Raw genomic sequence first — 21,697 nt, 5'->3', positions numbered from 1 at the left:
CCATGCCGCGCGACCACGCACCTCGCCTCCTCGCCCTCCTCCCCGCCCTCGCCGTCTGGGCGGCGCTCGCGGCGCCGGCCCCCGCGCGCGCCGGCATCCGCAACACCTCGCACGACCTGAGCTACTCGAGCGCCAACTCGAGCGGCATCAAGGCCCTGAACGCGGCGGACAACGACGTCTGCAAGTTCTGCCACACGCCGCACAACGCCAGCACGACCCGCGGGCTGTGGAACCACAAGGACACCACCGTCTCGAGCTACAACTCGAACGGCTCGGGCGGCCAGCTCACCACCAGCGCCGGCACGCCCCTCCCCTCGTCGATGCGCGCCGAGACGAAGCGCTGCCTCGCCTGCCACGACGGCACGGTCGAGCTCGGCGCGGTGATGAACTCCGGCGGGGTGAGCACCAGCATCCCGATGACCGGCGTGACCGCCAACAAGCTCTCGCTGGCGACCGACTCGACCTACGTGGTCGGGAACAGCGGCGACATGAGCGCGCAGCACCCGGTCGGCATCCCCTACGCCGCCCAGACCAGCAGCTACAACGGGATCACCAGCAAGGCCGGACCGGCCGACGGGACCACCGGCAACTACTACGCCCCGCTCACCACCGGCTGCCTCTCGCCGAGCACCTACTGCACCGCCGCGCCCAACAACGGCGTCCAGTCGGGGAAGCTCATCAACCTCATCCGCGACAGCTCCACGGGCGGCCTCGGCGTGGAGTGCACCACCTGCCACGATCCGCACAACAACGCCAACGGCACCTTCCTCCGCGTCCTGGAAGGCACCGGGGACGGGCTCTGCCGCAGCTGTCACAACAAGTGAGCCCCCGCTCCACCCCGCCCGCCGCCGACCCGAGCCCCACCTGGAAGCGCGCCGCCCCGCTGGCGTGCCTGCTCGCCTCCTGCGCGCTGGCGTGGCGCGGCGCCCTCGCGGGCGGGTTCCACTACGACGACCGGAGCGCGATCCTCGACAACCGCGCCATCAAGGACCTCGCCGCCTTCCTGGCCGGCCCCTTCTGGCAGCGGCTCCTCGCCGATGGGCGCCCCCTCACCGATCTGACCTTCGCCCTCGACTACCGGCTCGCCGGGCTGTCGGGGCCGCGCTTCCACCTCACCAGCCTCGTCCTCCACCTCGCGGCCGTCGCGCTCGCCTGGGCCCTGGCGCGCCGGGCCCTGCGCGCCGCCTCGGGCGAGGACGCGCCCTGGCTGGCCGCCTTCTGCGCGGCGCTGTTCGGGCTGCACCCCGTGCAGGCGGAGTCGGTGAGCTACCTGGCGCAGCGGTCGGAGGTGCTCGCCTCCGCCCTCGCCCTGGCCGTCGTCCTGCTCCTGCTCCGGGCCGAGGAGGCCCGGCGCCCGGCCGGCCGGCTCGCCGCGGCGGCGCTCGCCCTCGCCTGCTTCGCGCTCGCGATGGCCGCCAAGCCGGTGGCGATCACGGCGCCGCTGGCCTTCCTCCTCTTCCGCGCCTGTCTCGGCGGGCCGGACGCCGGGCCGCGCCCCTGGCGCCTCCGGCTCGCCCTCGCCGCCCCGCTCCTCGCCCTCGGGGCGCTCTTCGCGTTCGCGCAGCTGCGCGCCGTCGGCCCCGCGTCCGGCCGGAGCGACGCCGGCTTCGCCATCCCCGGCCTCTCGCCGGGCACGTACCTGCTCTCGCAGGCCCGCGCCGTGGTGGGCTACCTCCGGCTCCTGCTCCTGCCGGTGGGCCAGACCCTGGAGCACGACCTCGCGCCGGCGCGCGGGCTCGACCCGGCCACCGCCGGGTGCGGCGCCCTGCTCCTCGCGCTCCTCGTCCTCGCCGGGGCGGCCGCGCTCCGGCTCCGCGGCCGCCCCGGGCCGGCGGCGGCCGCGGCGCGGCTGGCCGCCTTCGGTACGCTCTGGTTCTTCCTCCTGCTGGCGCCCACCTCCACCGTGCTGCCCCTCGCGGACGTGATGATGGAGCACCGGGTCTACCTCGCGAGCCTCGGCCTGGTGCTCGCGGCCGGCGCGGCCGGGCTCACCCTCCTCTCGCGCCCCGGCGGCGTCCCGCGCCCGCTCGTGGCCTGCGCCGGGCTCGCGCTGCTCGCCGCCGCCGCGGGCGCCACCTCCGCCCGGAACCGGGTCTGGCGCTCCGACGAGGCGCTCTGGCGCGAGGCGGTCGCCGCCGCGCCGTCCCGCGCCCGCCCGCACATGAACCTCGGCTTCGCCCTCCAGCAGGCGGGCCGGCTCGAGGAGGCCGCGGCCGAGTACGCGCGCACCCTCGCCCTCCCGCCCGAGCCGAACGCCTCGCGGCCGGAGGTGCTCCGCAACCTCTCGGCCACCCTCATCCAGCTCGGCCGGCTGCAGGAGGCCTCGACCGTGCTCCAGGAGGCGGCGGCGCTCTCGCCGCTCGACGCCGACCTCGAGAACAACCTGGGCATCCTCGAGCTCGAGCTCGGGCGGCTCCCGTCGGCCGCGACGCACGCGAGCCGGGCGCTCGCGCTGGAGCCGGACCACGGCGGGGCCCACAACACGCTCGGCGAGGTGCGCTTCGCCGAGGGCCGGCTCGAGGAGGGGCTGCGGGAGTTCGAGGCGGCGGTGTCCGTGGACCCCGACGTCCCGGCGCGCGTCTACAACCTCGCGCTGGCCCGGGAGCGGCTCGGCCGGCCCGGCGCCTGCGACGCCTGGCGGCGCTTCCTCTCCCTCGCGCCCGCCGAGGCGGCGGCGACGCGCCGGCACCTCGCGGAGCTGTCATGCCCGGCCCGCTGAACGATCCCGCCCGGGCGGCCCGCCCCTGGCTGCTCGCCGCGCTCGCCCTCGCGGCCGCGTGCTACCTCCCGGCCCTCGGCGGCGCGTTCCAGTTCGACGACGTCCGCGCCATCGCCCGCAACCCGGCCCTGGCGGACCTGGGCGCGTTCCTGCGGGACCGCTTCGTCCAGGCCTTCGGCCCCGACGGGCGCCCGCTCACGGACCTCACCTTCGCGCTCCAGCTCCGTCTGACCGGGCTCGACGTCCGCTGGCTCCACGCGGTGAACCTCCTGCTCCACCTCGCGACGAGCCTGCTCGCGGCGCGGTGGGTGTCGGCCCTGGTCCGGCGCGCCGGCCGCCCGGATCCCGGGGTCCTGCCGGCCGTCGCGGCGGCGATCTTCGCGCTCCACCCGCTCCAGACCGAGGCCGTGAGCTACGTCGCGCAGCGGGCCGAGGTGCTCGCGTCCCTGCTCTACCTCGCCGCGCTCCTCCTGCTGCTCGCGTCCGAGGAGGCCCCGAGCCGCGCGCGGTCGGCGCTCCTCGCGGCGGCGGCGCTCGCGGCCTTCGTCGCCGCGCTCGCGAGCAAGCCAGTCGCGCTCACGCTGCCGGCCGCGTGGCTCCTGCTCTGGGCCGCCTCGCCGGCGCCCCCCGGGGGCGCGGGGGCCCGGGGCCGATGGGCGGGCGCGCTCGCGCGCGCGGCGCCGCTCGCCGCCGCGGCGGCCCTCTTCGCCGGGTCGAGCCTCCACCGCTACCGCGGCCGGTCCGACGTCGGCTTCGACATCGCCGGGCTCTCGCCCCGCGAGTACCTGCTCACGCAGCTCCGGGTCGTCCTCGGCTACCTCCGGCTCTTCGCCTGGCCATCCGGGCAGAGCATGGACCACGCGGTGCGGGTGAGCCGCGGTCTCGACCCGGCGACCGCCGGCGCCCTGCTCGTCCTGGCGGCCCTCGGCGCGGCGGCGCTCACCGCCCTCCTCTGGGCCCGCCGCCGCCCGGCCGCGGAGCCCGCCGCGGTCCGGGCCCGGCTCGCCGGCGCGGGCGTCCTCTGGTTCTTCCTGCTGCTCTCGCCGACCTCGAGCGTGGTCCCGCTCGCGGATCTGATGGTCGAGCACCGCGTCTACCTGGCGCTGCTCGGCCCGGCGCTCGCCGCCGCCGTGGCCGGCGAGCTCGCGCTCGCCCGGCTCCGGTCGGCGCTCCCCGCGCCGTTCTCGACCCGGCTCGCCCTCCTCGTGCCGGTCGCGCTCGGCGCGGCGCTCGCCGGGGCGCTCCTGCACCGCAACCTGGCCTGGGCCTCGCCCGAGGCGCTCTGGGCCGACGCCGCCGCGAAGGCGCCGGCCAAGTCGAGGCCGCGCGCCAACCACGGGCTCACGCTCTACCTCGCCGGCCGCTACGCCGAGGCCGAGGCGGAGCTCCGGCGGGCCAGCGCGCTCGCCTCCGACGGCACCACGCCCCCGGCGCACCTCGCCACCAACCTCGCCGCCGTGCTCCTGGCCGAGGACCGGCCCGGGGAGGCCCTCGCCGCGCTCGCGCCGGAGCTCGCGCGCGCGCCCGAGGACCCGCTCCTGCTCGCGAGCGCCTCCGAGGCCCTCTTCGCGCTGCAGCGCTACCCGGAGGCGGAGGAGCGGGCGCGTCGCGCCGTGCTGGCGGCCCCCGGGCTCGCCTCGGCCCGCGCCGACCTCGGCCGCGCCCTGTTCGCGCTCGGCCGGACGGACGAGGCGAGCCGCGAGCTCGAGGAGGCCTGGCGGCTCGAGCCGCGGGAGCCGTCGCGGCTCCGGGACGTGGCCCTCGCCCGGGAGGCCGGCGCGCCCGCTCCCGAGTCCTGCGGGCTCTGGCGGGCCTACGCCGGCATGGCCGGCGCCGAGCCGGGGCTGGCCCAGGAGCACCTCCGGTCGCTGGGGTGCGCCCCGTGACCTCCCCCCTGCCGGCGCCGTCCGGGCCCGCTCCCGCGCGCTCCGGGGCCCGTGTCTCGCTGCTCCGCCGGGCGGGGCCGCTCCTCTGCCTCCTCGCGGTCACCGCCGCCGGCTATGCCCCGGCGCTCGGCGGCGGCTTCCAGTTCGACGACGAGCGGGCCATCACCGCCAACCCGGCGATGAAGGATCTCCCCGCGTTCCTCCGCGAGCGCTTCCTCCCATCCTTCCTCGCCGACGGCCGCCCGGTGACCGACCTCACCTTCGCGGTCACCCACGAGCTCTTCGGGCTCCGGCCCGAGCCGTGGCACGCCGGCAACGTGCTCGTGCACCTGGCGGCGACGCTGCTCGCCTTCGCGCTCGCGCGCGAGACGCTGCGGCGCGCCGGATGGGGGGACCGGCCCGGCGTGGCGCTCGCCGCCGCCGGGATCTTCGCCCTGCACCCGCTCCAGACCGAGGCGGTGAGCTACGTCGTGCAGCGCTCGGAGGCGCTCGCCTCGGCCTTCTTCCTGGCCGGGCTCCTCCTCCTGCTCCGCTGCGAGCGCGCCGTGACCGCCGCCGGACGCGCCGGGCTCCTCGTGGCGGGGCTCGCCGCCTACGTCGCCGGGCTCGGCTCGAAGCTCGTCGCGGTGACGCTCCCGGCGGCGCTGCTGCTCCACGCCCTCGCCTTCCCGGGACGCGCGGGCCGCGCCGGCGCGCTGCGGCGCGCCGGCCTCCTCGCCGCGCCGCTGGCGGCGGTCGGCGCCCTCTTCGCCTGGCTCAACCTGCGGCGCTTCTCCGGCCGGGCCGACGTCGGCTTCGACGTCCCGGGGCTGACCGCCCGCGACTACCTCCTGAGCCAGCCCCGGGCCATCGCCGGTTACCTGCGGCTCGCGCTCTGGCCCGCCGGGCAGAGCATCGATCACGCCTTCGCCCCGAGCCGGGCGCTCGACGCCCCCACGCTCGCCGCGCTGGCGCTCGTCCTCGCCGGCCTCGCCTGGGCGCTCGCGACGCTGGCGCGATCTCCCAGCCATCCTGCGAAGGCGTCGCGCCTCGCGGCCTTCGGAAGCTGCTGGTTCCTGCTCCTGCTCGCGCCGACCTCGAGCGTCGTGCCGCTCGCCGACCTCATGGTGGAGCACCGGGTCTACCTCGCCCTCCTCGGCCCGGCGCTGGCGACCGCGGCGATCGGGTCGGAGGCGCTCGGGCCTCGCGCGCGACGCCTCGGCCCGGTCCTGGTCCTCGTCGCCGGCGGGGCCCTGTTCGGCGCCCTCCTGGCGCGCAACCAGGTCTGGCGCGACCGGGTGTCGCTCTGGAGGGACGCCGTCGCGAAGGGGCCCGGCAAGTCGCGCACCCACGCCAACTACGGCCAGGCGCTCTTCCTCGCCGGGCGGCTGCCGGAGGCCGAGGCCGAGTTCCGGTTCGCGCTGGCGCTCGCGCGCGACGGGACCACCCGCCCGCCCGAGCTGTACCGGAACCTGGGGGCGGTGCTCATCCAGCAGCGCCGCATGCAGGAGGCGGCGCAGGCCCTGTCGCAGGGGCTCGCCTGGAGCCCCGGCGACCCCGACCTCCTCAACAACTACGCCATCGCCCTGCACGCCGTCGGCCTCGAGGCGCAGTCGGAGCGCTACGCGCGCCAGGCGATCGCGGCGAGCCCCGGCCACGCCGGCGCGCACAACACCCTCGGCGAGGTGCTGCTCGCGCTCGGCCGGCCGGAGCAGGCGCTCCGCGAGTTCCTCGCCGCCGTCTCGCTCGACCCCGACGCGCCGGTGATGGCCCACAACGTGGCCGTGACCGAGGAGGCGATCGGGGACGCGGCCGAGGCCTGCCGCTGGTGGGCCTACTACCGGACGCTCCCGGGCGCCGACCCGCGCCGCGCCGACGCGCGCCAGCCGGCGCTGGGATGCGGGGAGTAGAAGGCTAGCGCGCCTTGTGGTGCGCGTTGCCCGCGAGGCTCTGGTGGCATGCCGCGCAGAGCGCGTTGGCCTCGAGCCGCAGCAGGTGCGGCTGCTTCGCCCCGCCGTGCGGGTCGTGGCAGCTGTGGCACGCCACCTTGCGGCCGGGCGAGAGCGGGAGGCCCGCGACCGGCTGGGCCTGGACCACCTCCACCGGGTGATTGCCGCGGTGCAGCGGGTGGCAGCCCTTGCAGAGCGCCACCGGGTCGGCGCGCAGCTCGCGACGGCCCGGCTGGTGGCAGCCCTGGCAGAGCGGCTTTCCGCGGAAGGCGTGCGGGCTCTTCACGCCCGCCACCTCCGCCTCCGGGTAGGGCACGAAGGCCGGCCCGGCGCAGGCGGTGAGCGCCAGCGCGGCCACGGCCAGCATCGGGCGAAGACGTCTTGCCATGCGCCACCTCTACGGAGAACGGGGAGGGATCGCGGTCGAATCTAGCACGAAGGGGCGCGCGCCAGCGGGACTGGCGCGTCCGGCCGGCGCCGCGCGCGACGACTGCGACGTGGACCCTACGTGAAGCCGCGGACGCGCCCCGCGGGCGCGCGGCCGGCTCGCCGCGGAGCCCCCGACGCCGGCTCGGCGCGACACCCGCGCGCGCTTGCCCGGGGCCGCTGCTCCGCCTACTCTGGTGCTCGATGCGGGTCGCCATCGTCCAGCCCGAGTTCCCGTTCTCGGGCCGACCCCCGCTCGTCCCCCCGATCCTCGAGTACCTCGGCGCGCTGACCTTGCAGGCCGACCCCGACGCCGAGGTGCTGCTCCTCGACGCCAACCAGCGCGCCATCGACCTCGAGGCGCTCCGGGTCGATCTGGTCGCGGTCAGCGTCTGGACGGTCACCGCGCCCTGGTCCTACCGCTTCGCCGACGCCTGCCGCGCGCGAGGGCTGAGGGTCGTGCTCGGCGGCGTGCACCCGACGGCGCTGCCCGGCGAGGCGGCGTGCCACGCCGACGCGGTGGTGGTCGGAGAGGCCGAGTCGTGCTGGGGCGAGGTGCTCCGCGACGCCCGCGCCGGGCGGCTCGCGCCGCGCTACCACGGGGTGCCGCTTCCGCTCGATCGGATCCCCGTCCCGATGGACGGCCGGCTCGCGGGCAACTACCGGTTCCGCGGCGTCTTCACCATGCGCGGCTGCCCGTACCGCTGCACCTTCTGCAACGTCCACCGGCTGTTCGGGAACGAGGCGCGGCTGCGCCCCATCCCGGAGGTGGTCCGGGAGGTGGAGACGCGCTGCGGGCGGGTCTGGTTCAACGGCGACGACAACATCTGGGGCTCCGACGTCGACCGCACCATCGCCCTCTACGAGGAGCTCGCGCGCGGCTCGCGCAAGAGCTGGTACGGGCTCGGCGACCTGCGCTCGCTCCAGGGCCCGAAGGCCGAGCGGCTCCTCCGCGCCGCGCGCCGGAGCGGGCTCTGCTCGGTCTGGGTCGGCTGGGAGAGCGACTCCGGCGAGACGCTGCGCGCCTACGGCGCCTGGGGCAAGCAGGGCCAGGATCGGCTGGCGGCGCTGCAGCGGCTCCGCGACCACGGGCTCGACGTGGTGCTGCTCATGGTGCTCGGCGGACGGACCGACGCGTACGCCTCGTTCCAGCAGGCGCTGGAGCTCTCGGATCGGCTCGGCCTGGCGGCGCATCCCGCCCTGGTTACCCCGTTCCCGGGGACGGAGCTCTACGAGGCGTACCGTCCGCACCTGCTGCCGGGGACGACCTGGGACCAGTTCACCGGGACGCGCGCGCTCTTCGAGCACCCCGATCCCGCGATGACCCCCGCGCGGCGGGAGGCGGCCTACCACCAGCTCTGCGAGGAGCTCTACCGGCCGGGGCGGGTGGCGCGGCGGATCCTGGGGCTGCCGCTCTCCGGGTTCCCCACCGTCCACCTCCTCTCGCTCATGAAGCAGGTCCCCATCGGCCGCGCCCACCGGACGGCGCGACGCGCCTGGCTCGCGGAGCAGGGCGCGGGCCGGAGCGATCCGGCGGGCGCGTGATCCCGGCTGGCCAGTCCGGACCGCGGCGCCCGGCCTGGAGCGCCTCGCTCCGCTCCGCCCTCGCCGCCCTCGCCATCGCGGCGGCGGTGGTGCTGGTCTACCTGCCGGCGCTGCGGAACGGGTTCGTCAGCTACGACGACGACGTCTACCTGATGGACAACCCGCTGCTCCACGGGTTCCACCTCCCCGGCCTCTGGAGCGCGTTCACCGAGTTCCACGCCATCCTCTGGATCCCGCTCACCTGGGTGTCGCTCGGCCTCGACGCGGCGCTCTGGGGGCCGGGGCCGTTCGGCTTCCACCTCACGAACGTGCTGCTGCACGCGCTCGACGCGGCGCTCGCCTTCCTCGTCGGCCGCGCCCTGCTCCTGCGCCGGCCGGACTGGCTCCCGGCCCAGGGCGGCCAGCGCGCGGCGGGGCTCGCCGCGGCCGCGGCCGCGCTCCTCTGGGCGCTCCACCCGCTGCGGGTCGAGTCGGTGGCCTGGATCGTGGAGCGCAAGGACGTGCTCTCCGGCTGCTTCGCCCTGCTCGCGACGGGGGCCTGGCTCCGCTACGCGCGGCGGCGCGAGGAAGGGGGGCCGGCCGCGGCGCCCTACGCCCTCGCGCTCGCCCTCTTCGTCGCCGCCGTGCTCTCGAAGCCGATGGTCGTGACCTGGCCGGCGGTGCTGCTGCTGCTCGACGGGCTCCTGGGCCGGCTGGGGGATCGCGCGGGGTGGCGGCGCGCGATCCTCGAGAAGCTGCCGTTCCTGGCGGCCAGCCTGGCCTCGGCCGCGCTCACCGCCGCGGCGCAGCGGCCGGTGATCCGCTCCCTCGAGGCCCTGCCGGCGGCGGCGCGCCTCGTGAGCGTCGCCTACGCGGTCGAGCAGTACCTCCTCTCCACCCTGTGGCCGGCGCGGCTGGCCCCGTTCTACCCGCACCGGATGGCGGCGGTGCTCTCGTCACCGCGCCACCTCGCCGCCGTCCCGGTGGTCCTCGCGCTCGCCGGGCTCGTCGCGTGGCAGGCGCGGCGGCGCCCCTGGCTCGCGGCCGCCGCCGCCTACTCGGGCGTCACGCTGCTGCCGGCGAGCGGCCTCGTGCAGGTCGCGGCGCAGTCGCACGCGGATCGCTTCACCTACCTCCCCTCGCTCGGGTTCGCGCTCGTGGCCGGGGCGCTCGTGGCGCACCTCGCCGCCGCGGCGGCGGCGCCGGGCCGGGCGCGGCGGGCGCTGGGCGACCTCGGGCTCGCGGCGGCCGCCGCCCTCCTCGTCGCCGGCGCGCTCCTGACGGTGCGCCAGCTCGATCACTGGCGGGACGGGGTCGCCTTCTGGAGCCGGGCCGTGGCGGTCGATCCCGACCTGGGCATCGGCTACTGGTTCCGCGCCCGGGACCGCGCCGCGGCGGGCGACCTCGCCGGCGCGCTCGAGGACCTCGACCGCTCGGGCGCCATCGCCGCTCGCAAGGGCGTGGGGCTCCGCAAGGTCTACCGGCTCCGCGCGGAGGTGCTGGCCCGGCTCGGGCGGGAGCCCGAGGCGTCGCGCGATCTCGCCGCCGCCGAGGCCCTCGACGCCGCGGCCGGCGAGCCCGCCCCTCACTGGAAGTAGGAGGAGTGGAGCGACGCCACCCGCGTCGGCACGAAGAAGACCGCGAGCGCGAAGACGAGGAAGCACGCCAGCGCGGCCCAGGCCGCGGGAGCGCCCCGGAGCCGCAGCAGCAGCCGCGCGTGCAGGAAAGAGCCGTAGCAGAGCCAGGCGATGAGCGACCAGGTCTCCGCCGGATCCCAGCCCCAGTACCGTCCCCACGACTGGTTGGCCCAGATGGCCCCCGCGGCCACCGTCACCGTCCAGAAGACCAGGCCGAAGCCGGCGAACCGGACCGTGTAGGCGTCGAGCTCGGCCTCGTGGGGCAGCGTCGAGAGGGTGCGCGCGCGACCGGGCGCCCGCCGCACCAGCACCAGCGCGGCGGTGGCCGCCGAGAGCAGCCAGGCCCCGGCCGACAGCTTGGCGAAGAGCACGTGGAAGAAGAGCCAGACGGAGCGCAGGCTGGGCGGGAGCTGGCGCACCTCCGGGTTCGCGAAAAGCGCCGCGGCCACCGCGAGGGTGGCGAGCGGCAGCCCGAGCATCGCGAGCACCCGCCAGCGGGGCCGGCGGGCGCAGAACCCGAGCAGGACGGCGATGGCCACGAAGGTGGTGGAGGAGAGCACCTCGTAGCGGGCCATGTAGGGGCCGTGCCCGCTCGTGATCCAGCGGTAGGCGAGCGCCGCCGCGTGGGGAGCGAGCCCGGCCGCGCCGAGCCACACGCCGTAGCGCGACCGCTCCGGATGCTCGAAGAGCACCGCGTGGGCGAAGGCCAGCGACGCGAGGACGTAGAGCCCCACCGCCGCCCAGTGCAGCGCCACCTCGAGCGCGAAGCCGGTCATCGATTCCTCCCCTTCGGGTCCTTCGCCTCGGCCGGCGGGAGCCCGTGCTGCAGGCGGAAGTCTCCGCCGAGCTCGACGTCGGTCCGGCCCACCTCGGGCGGTCGCTCGAAGTGCAGCTCGCGCACCACGCGCCGCCCACCCTCGACGGAGAGGTCGTAGCGCATGAAGTAGTGATCGTCCGACGCCTGGCCGACCTGCGCCCCGGTGCCGATGCGGCGATCGGCGTAGTGCCAGCGCTCCTCGGTGCGCACCTCGACCACGTCGCCCTCCCGCCGGACCTCGAGCACCTTCAGCTCGCGGAGCTCGGCGTCCATGTTGACGCCGGTGTCGAGCTTCACGCCGATGAGGCCGGTCAGCTTCTTCAGCTCGCGCTCGCCGGCGAGCCCCTCCACCAGGCGCGCGTCCCCCGCCTTGTAGGCCTCGATCAGCGCGGCGTCGTAGCGCTGCACCAGCCGGACCGCCTCCGCCCCGTCGTCGGGCCGGCAGCCGGCCGCGAGCAGCCCGGCGGCGCAGGCCGCGAGCGCCCCGGGCCACGTCTTCGTGCGCCTCATCCTCGCTCCTCCTCGTCGCGCACCAGGCGCTCGAACCGCTCGGCGTAGAGCGGGGCGAAGCGCTCCGCCTTGAGCGCCACCAGCACCTCCTCGCCGCCGCTCAGCGGGATGACCGCCGTCTCCACGGGGGTGGCGAGGAAGAGCAGGCTCACGCCGGCGACCGCGAGCAGGAAGCCGGTCCAGGCGAGGCCCAGCCCGGGATCGCGGCTCCCGCGCAGCTCGGCCCAGTAGCGGACGTCGGCGAGCGCGAGCTTCCCCCCGCCCGGCAGCGGCACCGGGGCCCCGGGCGCGAGCGGTCCCGCGAGGAGCAGCGCCCCGCCGCGCACCACCCGCACCTCCACCTCGCCCGGCAGCGCCCCGCCCGCGCTCCGCCGGGCCCGCAGCAGCACCGACCTCCCGCCGGGCAGCGCGAGGGAACCGCTCCCGGCGAGCTCGCCGCCGGTCGGCTCGATCACCGCCCAGGCGCGCTCCTCGGAAGCCCCGCCTTCCTGGCTCACGCCGAGCTCCACCGCGAGCCCGTACGTGCCGGTGAGGTAGAGGCGCGCCCCGCCGAGCGCGAGCGGGGCGTTGATGGCCACCCGGGCGCGGCGCGCGCCGTCCTGGCCCACCGCGAGGTCGGCGGAGAGGGCCCGCAGGGCGCCGTCGGGGTGGAGCTCCGGGTGGAGCTCCGCCAGCCGGACCCGCTCCGGCAACCGGAGCGGCGGCGCGAGCGCGCTCCCCCAGTGCATGCCCCAGGCCTCCGCCGTCGGATCGAGCGACTCGCCCTCGATGACGTAGGCCGTGGCGTCGTCGGCCGCGAGCGCGCGGACCGTGCCGGCCACCAGCAGGAGCAGGAGCCCCGTGTGGAAGATGGGGCTGCCGAAGAGTCCGAGCGCGCCCTCGCGCGTGAACCGGGGCGCCTCGGCCCCCGCGGGCCGCGCCCGGCGCACCACCCGGCGGTGCTGGGCGGCCCCGAACGCCCCCGGCTCGGGCGCTCGCCGGTACAGGCGGAGCGCCCGCCGCCACTGATCGAGCGCCACGATCGAGAGGCTCACCGCGGAGAGCGCGAGGAGGGCCAGGAACCACGGGCTGTGCAGGACGGCGTCGAGCCGCAGCGCCCGCAGCCAGGGGGCGGCGAGCGGGTGCTGCGCGGCGAAGCGCCCGCGGGCGGCCGGCCCGGCGGCGCCGACCTGCGGCACGAGCGTGTAGACGGCGCAGGCGACGGCGAAGGCGAGCACCTCGAGCACCACCAGGCGGGGTGCCCGCAGGGCGGCGCGGAGCGCCTTCGGATTCCATCGACGTCGCTGGGTAGGGCCCCCCCCCCGCCCACTCGTCTGCTGCATCGCGCTCTTCAGGCTACCAGGTCTCGCTGCCGTAGCCGGTGCTGGTGTGGTTCGAGCTGCACTGGTTCCCGCCCAGGGCCGGGCTGCCCGTCGGAGCGTAGCAGTTCCTGTCCTGATAGCTCGTGTAGCTGGTCTTCGTGAACTTGACGATGTTGCAGTTCTTGACGTTGTTCCCGAAGCAGTAGCGGGCCGGCATGTTGGTCGCCACCGACGAGGACCCGTTGGACGTCCCGGAGGCGATGAGGCGCGACAGCTTTCCGCCGTGCGGGATGACGATGTGACAGCCGACGCAGGGCGTGTTCCCGTGGTGGCCGGAGTCGGTGTGGACGTTGTTGGTGGTGTTCGGGGCCGGGTGGCAGGCGAGGCAGAAGAGGCCGCTCCCCGCTCCCGAGTTGCTGAGCTTGTAGAGCTTCGAGACGGTGTTGCTGCCGTCCGTCGTCGGCCAGAAGCCACCCTTCAGCAGCCAGGGCGCCGCCGAGCCGTGGGGGCCCATGGCCTGGGCGCCGGAGGAGTCGGTGCCGTGGCAGTCGGAGCAGTACATGGTCTGGGTGCCGACCGCCGTCCAGCCGCCGGCCATCTGCGCGGTGACGAGGGCGTGCCCGGTGTTGGGCGCCGCGACCGGGTGCGTAGACCGGTTGGCGGGGTTGAACTCTCGGGCCACGTCCGTGAAGGCGTTCGCGGCCAGGCTCGAGGCGCCCGCCGTGCCGAGCCAGCCGCCGGTCCCGATGGCGCTGTTCGCGCCCGCGTGACACTTGAAGCAGACCTCGTACTCGTGGGTCGCGGTGGTGTAGGTCCAGCCGCTCGCCGCGGCCCACCACGTGCTCGACCAGGTCGGCGTCGCCCCCATCACCCCGGAGATCGGGCTCTTGGCCGGGATGGCGTTGGTGCCGGCCGTGTGGTTCACGTTTCCGGCGGCGTGGGGGCTGTGGCAGTCGGCGCAGGCGACGTGCGGCGTGCTCGCGAGGTAGCTCAGCGTCTCGTCGTCGGTCGAGGGGAGGTGCTGGCCCGTGAAGCTCGAGACCCGGTGGCCGCCGCCGGTCTTCTGCATGACCTGGTAGATGGCCTTGGAGGCGGTGTCCATCGAGGCGGCCGAGTAGTAATCGAGCGTGCTGCTGTTCGCGCCCTGCCCGTCGGCGGCGACCGAGTGGCACTGGTAGCAGAACACCTCGTCCAGGGCGGCCGTCGGCGGGCTGCCGCCGGAGGTGTAGGCCCACGCGCCCATCGGCGCCAGGATCGAGGGCTGCGCCGAGCCGTGGGTGCTGAACTTGTTCGGGTAGGCGGTGGCCTGGTAGTTCTTCCGCAGCGTGTCGGAGTGGCACTTGCTGCAGTTGGCCGTGTAGTTGACGACGCCCGTCTGCCGGAAGCTGGAGGCCGGGTTCGACGCGTAGTCGTGCATCGATGCGCCGTAGGTGGCGGGCGCGACGACGGGGGTCCTGGTCGAGGCGCCCTCGGTGACGGCCTTCGTGAGCGCCGTCTGGTGGCAGGAGGTGCAGATGCCGCTGTTGGTGCGCCCGTCGAAGTCGGTGCTGGTGTACGTGGACCCGCTCGCGAGGGCCGGCTGCGTCCCGATGGCGACCCGGAGGTTGCGCGCCCGCCCGCCGTTGGTCGCGTTGAGGTCCGGCCGGAAGATGCTGTGATCCACGTGGCACATGAGGCAGCGCCGGGCCGTATCGGTGGCGCTCGAGGTGGGCACCGTGGTCGGGTACACGGTGGAGCCCGAGCTCGGATAGGTCTGGGTCTTCGAGGGATCCGCCTGCGCGGAGGCCATGAGGTGCTGGTGGGCCCCGGTGCCGCCCGCCTTCATCGAGTTGAAGACCGCGCTGTGGCAGGTGTTGCAGTCCTCGCCGCCCGAGCTCTCCCGCGCCTTGAAGCCGACCGTGTGGTTGTGGCAGTCGGTGCAGGGCTGCGTGGTGGCCGCCGCGGTGAAGTGGGCGTCCACGTTCCCGCCCGCGTCGCTCCGGCGCCAGCGCGCGCCGCCGCTGCCGTCGTTGGTGCGGGTGTGGCAGGCCTGGCACGGCCCGCTCCCGTCGGAGTTCACGAAGGAGGCGGTGGACCGGCTGGTGGCGCCGGGGGCGCCGGAGTCGCCCACCTTGCTCGAGAAGTAGACCGGCGCCGGGGGCCAGGACCCGTTCACCTGCGGCGGCGTGACCTGCTCCCGGAACAGGTAGACGTTCTGCGTGCCGTGCGGGTCGTGGCAGTCGCGGCAGGTGGTGGACCAGGAGCCGTACTTCGAGGTGTGGGTGATGGCGTCCGCGGTCTGCTCGCTCGAGTGGGTCTGGACGTTGTGGCAGTCGCTGCACAGCTGCGCGGCGTTGTCCCGGCCGAGGAGGTTGCCGTCGCCCTTCCTCGTGCCCACCACGGTGAGCGGGACCGGCGCCGACGTCACCGTGCCGGCGTCGTTGGTCACGGACGCGGTGAGCGTGTAGGCACCGGCGGAGAGGGAGAAGTGGGCGACGAGACAGGTGCCGCCCGGGTTGCTCTCGAACACGCCCGAGCGCGTGTCGTTCGCGTAGTTCGCGTTGAGGCAGGCGATCGAGCCGGCGGAGGCCACGAGCTGCTTCGTGCTGCTGGTCGAGCCTGCCGCCGTCACGGTGACGGCGGTCACCTTGGAGAGGCCGTTCGGGCTGTACACCCTGACCTGCGTGCGGAAGGCGCCGCTCACCGTGCCGCCGCGGGCCGGGTTCAGGATCGAGACGGTCGCCTTGGCCGAGTTGGCGGTCGCGTCGCCCTCGACCGACATGCCGGTGGTCACGAGCGTGAAGTCGTTTCCCGTGGCGCTGCCGGTCACGATCCTGCCCGCGTCCACGGTCACCCCCGAGGCGAGGACCTTCATGGCGAACTTGTCGTTGGCGTTTGCCGTGGAGGCGACGTTGACGAGGACGCTGAAGGTGGCGGAAGCGGAGATGGCGTAGGAGAGGTTCGGAAAGGCGAAGCTCGTCCCGCTGCCGCGAGAGGTGCCGACCACGGCTCCGGTGCCGTCCATCAGCGTGACGGAGAAGATGTCCGTCCCGGCCGCCGCGGCAGGCGTGCCCACCGGCGCGTTGGTGACCGTGAACGAGGTCAGCGTCACCGGAGAGCCCGACACGGTGAGGTTGACCTTGCCGACGAGGTTGCCCGAGCTGCCGATGACCAGGTTCCCGGCGGCCGGGTTGGTGCCCGCAGCGAGGGTCAGGGTGCCCGCGGCCGACACCGGCGTGTACGGGCCCGCGGCCGCGCCGCCGGCGGAGTAGTTCCCGCTCGAGTCCCGGGCGTAGGCCTCGTAATAGTAGGCCGTCCCATTGGTCAGCCCGTTGTCGGAGCAGCTCGTCCCGGGCGCCGCGACCACGCAGGCCACCGTGCTCGCGCCGACGGTCTGGCCGACGGTGTAGGAGGCGCCCTCCGCCGGCGTGTCGGCGATGGCGCCGGCGCTGCTCCGGAGGACGACCACCTGGGCCAGATCGCTGTCGGAGGGGTTGGTCCAGGAGAGGTTCACCTGGTTTCCGCCCGGGGTCCCGGCCACGCCGGTGGGGTTGCCGGGTGAGAGGTTGTCGATGGTGACGGTCGCGCTGCTGCTCGAGCTGCCGCTGAAGGTGGCGCCGGTGGCCGTGCCGCCGGTCACGATGCCCGTCACGGCGTAGGTCGCGCCCGGAGGCGCCGGCATGGCGGCGTGCGCCTTGGGAGTGATGCGCAGCCGGTACTGGGTCGCCGTGGTGGTCGCCGAGATGTTCGTGGTGAGCGGGATGCTGAAGGTGTCGGTCGAGGGGTTCGCGACCGAGCCGTAGGTGGTCGCACCGGTGGAGTCGGTCACCTCGACCAGGGCGAGAGCCGCCGAGGAGCCCGCCGCGAGACTGACCGTGAGCGCGCTCACCGCGACGCTGCCGCTGCTCGCCTGGAGCGTGAAGGCGTCGAGCGGGGTGGCCGAGCCGCCCGGCGCGAGCGTGGTGCTCGTGGGAGAGGTGGCGTCGGCGAGGGTGACGGTCGGGAGGGCCGTCTCGGTGACCACCAGGGTCCCGCCGGAGCTCGTCCCGGTGCCGAGGTAGACGTGCGTCGAGTTGCCGGCGGTGTTGGTCTGGACCGTCACCTTGAGCGCCAGCGCCGACCCGGCGGGCGCGACCCCGGAGATCGCGCTCAGGTTGGGGGTGTACGCCGTCTGGGTGGTCGTCGCGGCCTGGTCCACGTAGCCGAAGGCGGTGAAGACGCCGCCGAGCACGTAGCCGAGCGAGAAACGGTAGGTGACCGTCCCGGTGCCGCTCTTCGCGAGGCCCCACTTGCTGCCGGTACCGCCGGTCACGGTCGTCGCCGCGGCGTACGTGGTGCTCTTCACGAGCAGGAGCATGTCGAACGGCCCGGCCTGCGTGGTGCCGAGGTTGTCGGACGCGCACGCCATGGTCGCCGTCGTCATCGTCGTCTTGTAGAGGGCGGTCGCGGTCGGCTGCAGGCCGCAGGCCGACGACCAGTTGGTCGTCACGCCCGCGACGGTGGTGCCGTTGCTGATCTGCCAGCTGTAGGTCTGCGCCTGCGCGGCGCCCGCGATCACCAGGACCGCCGCCGCGAGCGCGAGGCGCGCCAATTGCCACCCCGGGCGGGCGGCGATGCGGCGGTCCTTGCGGCCCGGAAGCAGGCGGCTCACCGATAGTCCTCCGTCAGCGCGTTCGAGTCCGAGTTGTGCGGGTAGTGGCAGGTCATGCAGCGGAGCTCGTTGCTCGAGGTGCCGAAGAACCGGAAGCTCGCGGTGGAGGTGGTGCTGGCCTGGATCGCGCCCGACGGGTCGAGCACCTGCAGGCCGGCGGTGCTGCTGTACCGCACGCTGCTCGCGTTCATGGTCACGCCCGGCCCCGAGGGATGGCTGAAGACCTTGCCGGTCCCCGCGGTGCAGTTGATCGTGCCGCCGCCCGGCTGCATCGCGCTGGCGCTCCCCTCCACGCAGTCGGCGCTCTGGACGCGGTCGGCGTGACAGTCCTCGCACATCGCGCTGGCGGCGTTGCTCGCCCGGAGGAACGGGTAGGACACGTAGAAGCGCCAGAGGTCGGCGTTCGCGACCAGCGAGCCCGTGCCGGTGAAGGAGACGCTGAGCTGGCTGTCGGTCGCGACCGGGCTCGCGCTGGTGACGAGGTCGGTCCCGTTGAAGGTGATCCCGTTGTCGTTCGAGTACTGGAACTTGGCGGCGCCGATGACGCCGCCCACGGTCACCTTCACGAGATACCCCTTGGGCGCCGCGCTGGCGCTGACGCTCGCCACCTGCAGGTTCGCGTAGGGGGTGCTGTTCGCACGCTGCGGCACGCCGATGCCGATCGAGCTGTGCAGGGTCGCGCCGGTGCCGTTCGACAGGTTGTCGTGCTGATCGTGGCAGACCGAGCAGTTGATGGCGCCGCCGTTGGCGGTGATCCGCTTCGCCATCTCGGCGTTGGCCGGCATCCGGGCGCCGTAGGTCGGGTTGACCGCGGTGGCGTCCCAGCGGTGCGACAGGCCGCCGCCGCCCGGGACCGCCTGGTCGCCGGGGACCCACGGGAACCCCAGCCGCGCGCCGATCCCGCTGTTGTGGCAGCTGAAGCAGAGGTTCGCGTTGCCGGCCACGCCGGTGAGCGAGCCGCCCGGCGCGTCGTGGGCGACGTGGCAGCTGGTGCAGCCCACGGCGGGCGTGGTGGTGGCGTCGTGGGGCGCGTCGAGGGCGCGAGTGGCGACGGCGAGGGCGATCCCGCCCAGGCCGGCGGCGAAGAGCCAGCTCCTTCTCATGGGTTCCCCCCCTGCACGGGCGAGACCGTCACGGTGGCCGTGACGGGCGCGCTGCGGATCTTGTAGTCGTCCACCTCCAGCTCGAAGACGTAGGTCCCGGGCTGGTGGGGCCGGAAGGTCGGCGCCTGCGAGGCCGCGTCGTCGAGCGGCACCCACGGCCCGCCGGTCTGCGTCCACCGGAAGCGGAGCGCGTGACCGTCCGGATCGCGGCTGGCGGTGCCGTCGAGCGTCACCGCCTGGTCCACCGTCGCCGGTCCCGGCGCGGCGACCGCCGCCTGCGGGATCCCGCGGCCGGGGGCCGAGGCGTCCACCTCGACCCGGACCGGGACGCCGGGCGAGCCGTTCTCGGTGACGAGGAGCTCGAAGATGTGGACGCCCGGGTAGAACGGCACCACCGTGGCCACGGCGCGGGTCGCGTCCGTGAGCCCCGCCGCCGGCCCGGAGACCTGGCGCCAAGCGTACTCGAGCGCGCCGCCCGCCGCGGCCACGCTCGGGCTGCCGTCGAGCTCGACCGGCTCGCCGGCCGCGCCGGAGAGGACGGGCTGCGCCACCGCCGCCGTCGGGAGCGCCGGTCCGGCGCCGACGAGCACCTCCGCGCGTGCGGCCGGAGAGCGGGAGCGGCTGGTCGCGAGGCTCACCTCGAAGGCGTAGCGGCCCGGGGCGGCCGGCGTGAAGGACGGGGTCGCGGTCGCGGCGCCGGCGAGGGTCACCGCCGGTCCGCCGACCTGCTGCCAGGCGTACGTCGCCGACCCGCCGGTCGGGTCGTAGCTCGCGCTGGCGTCGAGCTGCACGGAAACACCCACCTGCCCCGCGCTCGGGCTGGTCACCCGCGCCGCCGGCGCCTCGCCCGGCGCGCTCACCACCAGCACCGGGACCTCGGCGCTCGCGTTGAGCCCGCCGCCGTCGCGCGCGGTCAGGCGGAAGGTGGACAACCCCGGCTGGCGGGCGCGCAGGTTCAGCATGGCCCCCGCGCTCGGTCCGATCAGGGCGGCGCCGGAGGTCTGATCCCACGCGTAGGAGACGGTGTCGGCGTTGGCGTCGGCCGTGAGCCGGCCGTCGAGCGCCACCGGGGCGCCGGGCCGCACCACCGCGAGCCGGCCGGCGTCCGGCCTCGGCGCCACGTTCCGGATGGTGGCCTCGAGCACCGCGTCGGGCGTCACCACGCTGCCGCAGCGCGCCGAGCCGACGAACTGGTAACGCGCCGCGGTCCGTCCGACGAAGGAGGGCGTGAAGGTCGTCGCGTCGCGCAGGGTGACGGTCGGGCCGAGCCGCTGCCGCCAGCTCACCGTGCAGCTCGAGCGGCTCTTCAAGGTCACCGAGAACCGGACCAGGCCCGGATCGCTGGTGCGCGGCGACGGGGGCACGAGCGAGGGCTTCTGGTCCCTGGAGTCGAGCGGGTTCGTGCCCATCGCGATCTCGTCGCCGTCGGAGACGCCGTCCCCGTCGGTGTCGCGATTCCGGGGATTGGTGCCCCGCAGGTACTCCTCGAGGTTCGTCAGCCCGTCCCCGTCGGCGTCGAGGAGGGCGTCGCCGGCGAAGTGCGGGTCGAAGCCGTACTTCAGCTCCCAGTCGTCGGGCATCCCGTCGCAGTCGGCGTCGTTGGGGCAGGTCGGCAGCGGAGTGCCGCGACCGAAGCGCTCGAGCCGGCCGACCCCCTGGCTCGCGACGAGGATGTCTCCCGTGGGCGCGATGGCGACGTCGGTGGGCAGGTTGAGCTGCCCAGGACCGCTGCCGAACGAGCCGAGCGCGCCGAGCGGCGAGCCGCCCGACGTCACGACCGCCACGTGCCCCTGGAACATGTCGGTGACGTAGAGGCTGCCCGACGCGTCCACGGCGGCGCCTCCGGCGCGCGTCACCTGACCCGCCCCGCCGCCGAAGCCGATCGCGGAGCGGAGCCAGGCGCCGTCGTAGCGGAAGGCGTGGGCCAGCAGCCCGGTCTCGTTCGAGAACAGGACGGCCCAGATCGTCCCGGAGACCGAGTCCACCGCCACGGCGGTCACGCCGACAAGGGGCGTGAAGCCAGCCGTCGCGTCGCCGGCCTGCGTGAGGACGACCGGGGACGACCCGTCGGGCAGGAAGGCGCGGACGCGCGACATGTCGCGCTCGGCCGCCCACAGCAGGTTCCGCGTCCGATCGTAGGCGAGCCCGTAGGCGACCGGACCGGGCGAGATGGTCCGGAGGACCCGGCCGCTCGCGGGATCCAGGTAATGGATGTTGCCCTGCCCGGTCGAGACGGCGATCCCCGCGGCCGTCGCCGCCACCGCGAGCGCCCGATCCGGCGGCGTGAACCGCCCCATGAGCTCGCCGCGGGGGGTGAAGCAGACGACGTCACCGGTCTGCGCGTCCACCACCCAGGTGCGCCCGTCGGAGCCGACGGCGACCCGCTGCGGCGCGCCGATGCCGGCGCTGAAGCTCCCCTGGAACGCGGCGGTCGCCACGTTGACGGTGGCGCTGGCCCTGGCGGTGCCGGACGAGGAGGTCGCGGTCACGGCGACGGTGTAGCTCCCGGTCTGCTGCGGCGCGGTCCACATCGCCGTGTCGCCGGACGCCGCGATGGTCCCGCCGCTGGCGCTCCAGTCGTAGGTCAGCGTCCCGCCGAGCGGGTCGTGGGCGGCGATGCGGAAGGTGGCCTGCGCGCCGCTCACGACGTCGCCCGTCGGCGCGATCAGGCCGTCGATGACGGGCGGCTGCGCGCTGGTGGTGGTGACCACGATGGAGCGCGCCGCCGTCAGGTGGGTCTTGCCGTCCCAGCGCGTCCCCGTGCCGGTCACGGTGCAGGTGACCGTGACGGCGGTCCCGAGGTCCGGCGTGAGCCAGGTCAGGCTCTGGGACGCGGGGGTGGCCGGCGAGATGGGGACGGTCGCGAGGGAGGAGCCGTCGGGCTGCGGGACTCCGCCCGCGAGCGTCCCCGCGCTGACCCGGATGGCGAAGGCGAGGATGCCGCCCGCCGGGTCGTGCGCGGCGCAGGTCACGCGCGCCGGCGCGTTGCTCGGCACCGGGTCGACGTCGACCGTGACCGCGTCCACGACGGGCGAGGCGGCCGCCCTCGCGACGGAGGGCGCGGCGGTGAGAACGGCGAGCAGGAGGAGCGAAGCCGAGGCACGGGGCACCGGACGGGAACGCATGGTTGCACGAAAAATGCAAATATCACGCCACGGACCCATGCCGCCCCGTTGACCCACCGTCACGCAAGGCCCCGCAAATGCCCGCCTATCT

General features: G+C 75.3%; 13 protein-coding genes. 6 read left to right on the top strand and 7 right to left on the bottom strand.

The features are described 5' to 3' along the window. The first annotated feature begins 2 nt into the window (after positions 1 to 2). The 4 genes from AMPC_RS02665 to AMPC_RS02650 are packed head-to-tail and all read left to right on the top strand — an operon-like array spanning position 3 to position 6,494. Positions 3 to 824, top strand: coding sequence for a cytochrome c3 family protein (locus AMPC_RS02665; RefSeq protein ID WP_248344130.1), 822 nt, complete (start codon positions 3 to 5; stop codon positions 822 to 824). Next, a complete protein-coding gene (locus AMPC_RS02660) occupies positions 821 to 2,719 on the top strand; it encodes a tetratricopeptide repeat protein (protein WP_248344128.1) in 1,899 nt (632 codons plus the stop codon). Before AMPC_RS02665 ends, AMPC_RS02660 begins: the two co-directional genes overlap by 4 nt. Beyond that, on the top strand, positions 2,704 to 4,605 hold the full coding sequence (locus tag AMPC_RS02655; RefSeq protein WP_248344126.1) for a tetratricopeptide repeat protein: 1,902 nt from the start codon (positions 2,704 to 2,706) through the stop codon (positions 4,603 to 4,605). The genes AMPC_RS02660 and AMPC_RS02655 overlap by 16 nt, the downstream gene beginning before the upstream one ends. Next, positions 4,602 to 6,494: a tetratricopeptide repeat protein gene (locus tag AMPC_RS02650; protein ID WP_248344125.1), complete on the top strand. Its 1,893-nt coding sequence runs from the start codon at positions 4,602 to 4,604 to the stop codon at positions 6,492 to 6,494. Before AMPC_RS02655 ends, AMPC_RS02650 begins: the two co-directional genes overlap by 4 nt. Positions 6,495 to 6,498: 4 nt before the next feature. Here the strand turns inward: AMPC_RS02650 and AMPC_RS02645 are convergent, their stop codons facing one another. After that, a complete protein-coding gene (locus AMPC_RS02645; protein ID WP_248344124.1) occupies positions 6,499 to 6,921 on the bottom strand; it encodes a cytochrome c3 family protein in 423 nt (140 codons plus the stop codon). Positions 6,922 to 7,163: 242 nt separating this feature from the next. Here AMPC_RS02645 and AMPC_RS02640 point away from each other — a divergent pair, with 242 nt between their 5' ends. Continuing rightward, on the top strand, positions 7,164 to 8,504 hold the full coding sequence (locus AMPC_RS02640; protein WP_248344123.1) for a B12-binding domain-containing radical SAM protein: 1,341 nt from the start codon (positions 7,164 to 7,166) through the stop codon (positions 8,502 to 8,504). Beyond that, positions 8,501 to 10,081 carry a hypothetical protein gene (locus AMPC_RS02635; RefSeq protein WP_248344116.1) on the top strand — a complete coding sequence of 527 codons (1,581 nt, stop codon included), beginning with the start codon at positions 8,501 to 8,503 and terminating at the stop codon, positions 10,079 to 10,081. Before AMPC_RS02640 ends, AMPC_RS02635 begins: the two co-directional genes overlap by 4 nt. Here the strand turns inward: AMPC_RS02635 and AMPC_RS02630 are convergent. The 6 genes from AMPC_RS02630 to AMPC_RS02605 form a co-directional block, all read right to left on the bottom strand. Further along, a complete protein-coding gene (locus AMPC_RS02630; protein WP_248344114.1) occupies positions 10,069 to 10,896 on the bottom strand; it encodes a cytochrome c biogenesis protein in 828 nt (275 codons plus the stop codon). The two genes, AMPC_RS02635 and AMPC_RS02630, sit on opposite strands and share 13 nt — an antisense overlap. After that, positions 10,893 to 11,447 carry a hypothetical protein gene (locus AMPC_RS02625; protein ID WP_248344110.1) on the bottom strand — a complete coding sequence of 185 codons (555 nt, stop codon included), beginning with the start codon at positions 11,445 to 11,447 and terminating at the stop codon, positions 10,893 to 10,895. The genes AMPC_RS02630 and AMPC_RS02625 overlap by 4 nt, the downstream gene beginning before the upstream one ends. Further along, entirely contained in the window at positions 11,444 to 12,676 is a 1,233-nt protein-coding gene (locus AMPC_RS02620; protein WP_248344109.1) for a cytochrome c biogenesis protein ResB, read from the bottom strand. The genes AMPC_RS02625 and AMPC_RS02620 overlap by 4 nt, the downstream gene beginning before the upstream one ends. A gap of 106 nt (positions 12,677 to 12,782) precedes the next feature. Beyond that, positions 12,783 to 17,378, bottom strand: coding sequence for a NapC/NirT family cytochrome c (locus tag AMPC_RS02615; RefSeq protein WP_248344107.1), 4,596 nt, complete (start codon positions 17,376 to 17,378; stop codon positions 12,783 to 12,785). Continuing rightward, the gene (locus tag AMPC_RS02610) at positions 17,375 to 18,481 is read right to left on the bottom strand and encodes a cytochrome c3 family protein (RefSeq protein WP_248344103.1); all 1,107 of its coding nucleotides are present in this window, start codon (positions 18,479 to 18,481) and stop codon (positions 17,375 to 17,377) included. Before AMPC_RS02610 ends, AMPC_RS02615 begins: the two co-directional genes overlap by 4 nt. Beyond that, the gene (locus tag AMPC_RS02605; RefSeq protein ID WP_248344101.1) at positions 18,478 to 21,591 is read right to left on the bottom strand and encodes a PKD domain-containing protein; all 3,114 of its coding nucleotides are present in this window, start codon (positions 21,589 to 21,591) and stop codon (positions 18,478 to 18,480) included. The genes AMPC_RS02610 and AMPC_RS02605 overlap by 4 nt, the downstream gene beginning before the upstream one ends. Positions 21,592 to 21,697 lie beyond the last annotated feature (106 nt).

The organism is Anaeromyxobacter paludicola (assembly GCF_023169965.1).
GTDB classification, from domain to species: Bacteria; Myxococcota; Myxococcia; order Myxococcales; family Anaeromyxobacteraceae; genus Anaeromyxobacter_B; species Anaeromyxobacter_B paludicola.
The sequence above is the reverse complement of the archived record's forward strand: the minus strand, read 5'-3'. Positions and strand labels throughout refer to the sequence as shown.

Bases quoted from the DNA above. Each gene is read 5' to 3' on its own strand.
- AMPC_RS02655 (WP_248344126.1), top strand. From the start codon at position 2,704: ATGCCCGGCCCGCTGAACGATCCCGCCCGGGCGGCCCGCCCCTGGCTG.
- AMPC_RS02625 (WP_248344110.1), bottom strand. From the start codon at position 11,447: ATGAGGCGCACGAAGACGTGGCCCGGGGCGCTCGCGGCCTGCGCCGCC.
- AMPC_RS02610 (WP_248344103.1), bottom strand. From the start codon at position 18,481: ATGAGAAGGAGCTGGCTCTTCGCCGCCGGCCTGGGCGGGATCGCCCTC.
- AMPC_RS02665 (WP_248344130.1), top strand. From the start codon at position 3: ATGCCGCGCGACCACGCACCTCGCCTCCTCGCCCTCCTCCCCGCCCTC.
- AMPC_RS02630 (WP_248344114.1), bottom strand. From the start codon at position 10,896: ATGACCGGCTTCGCGCTCGAGGTGGCGCTGCACTGGGCGGCGGTGGGG.
- AMPC_RS02640 (WP_248344123.1), top strand. From the start codon at position 7,164: ATGCGGGTCGCCATCGTCCAGCCCGAGTTCCCGTTCTCGGGCCGACCC.
- AMPC_RS02645 (WP_248344124.1), bottom strand. From the start codon at position 6,921: ATGGCAAGACGTCTTCGCCCGATGCTGGCCGTGGCCGCGCTGGCGCTC.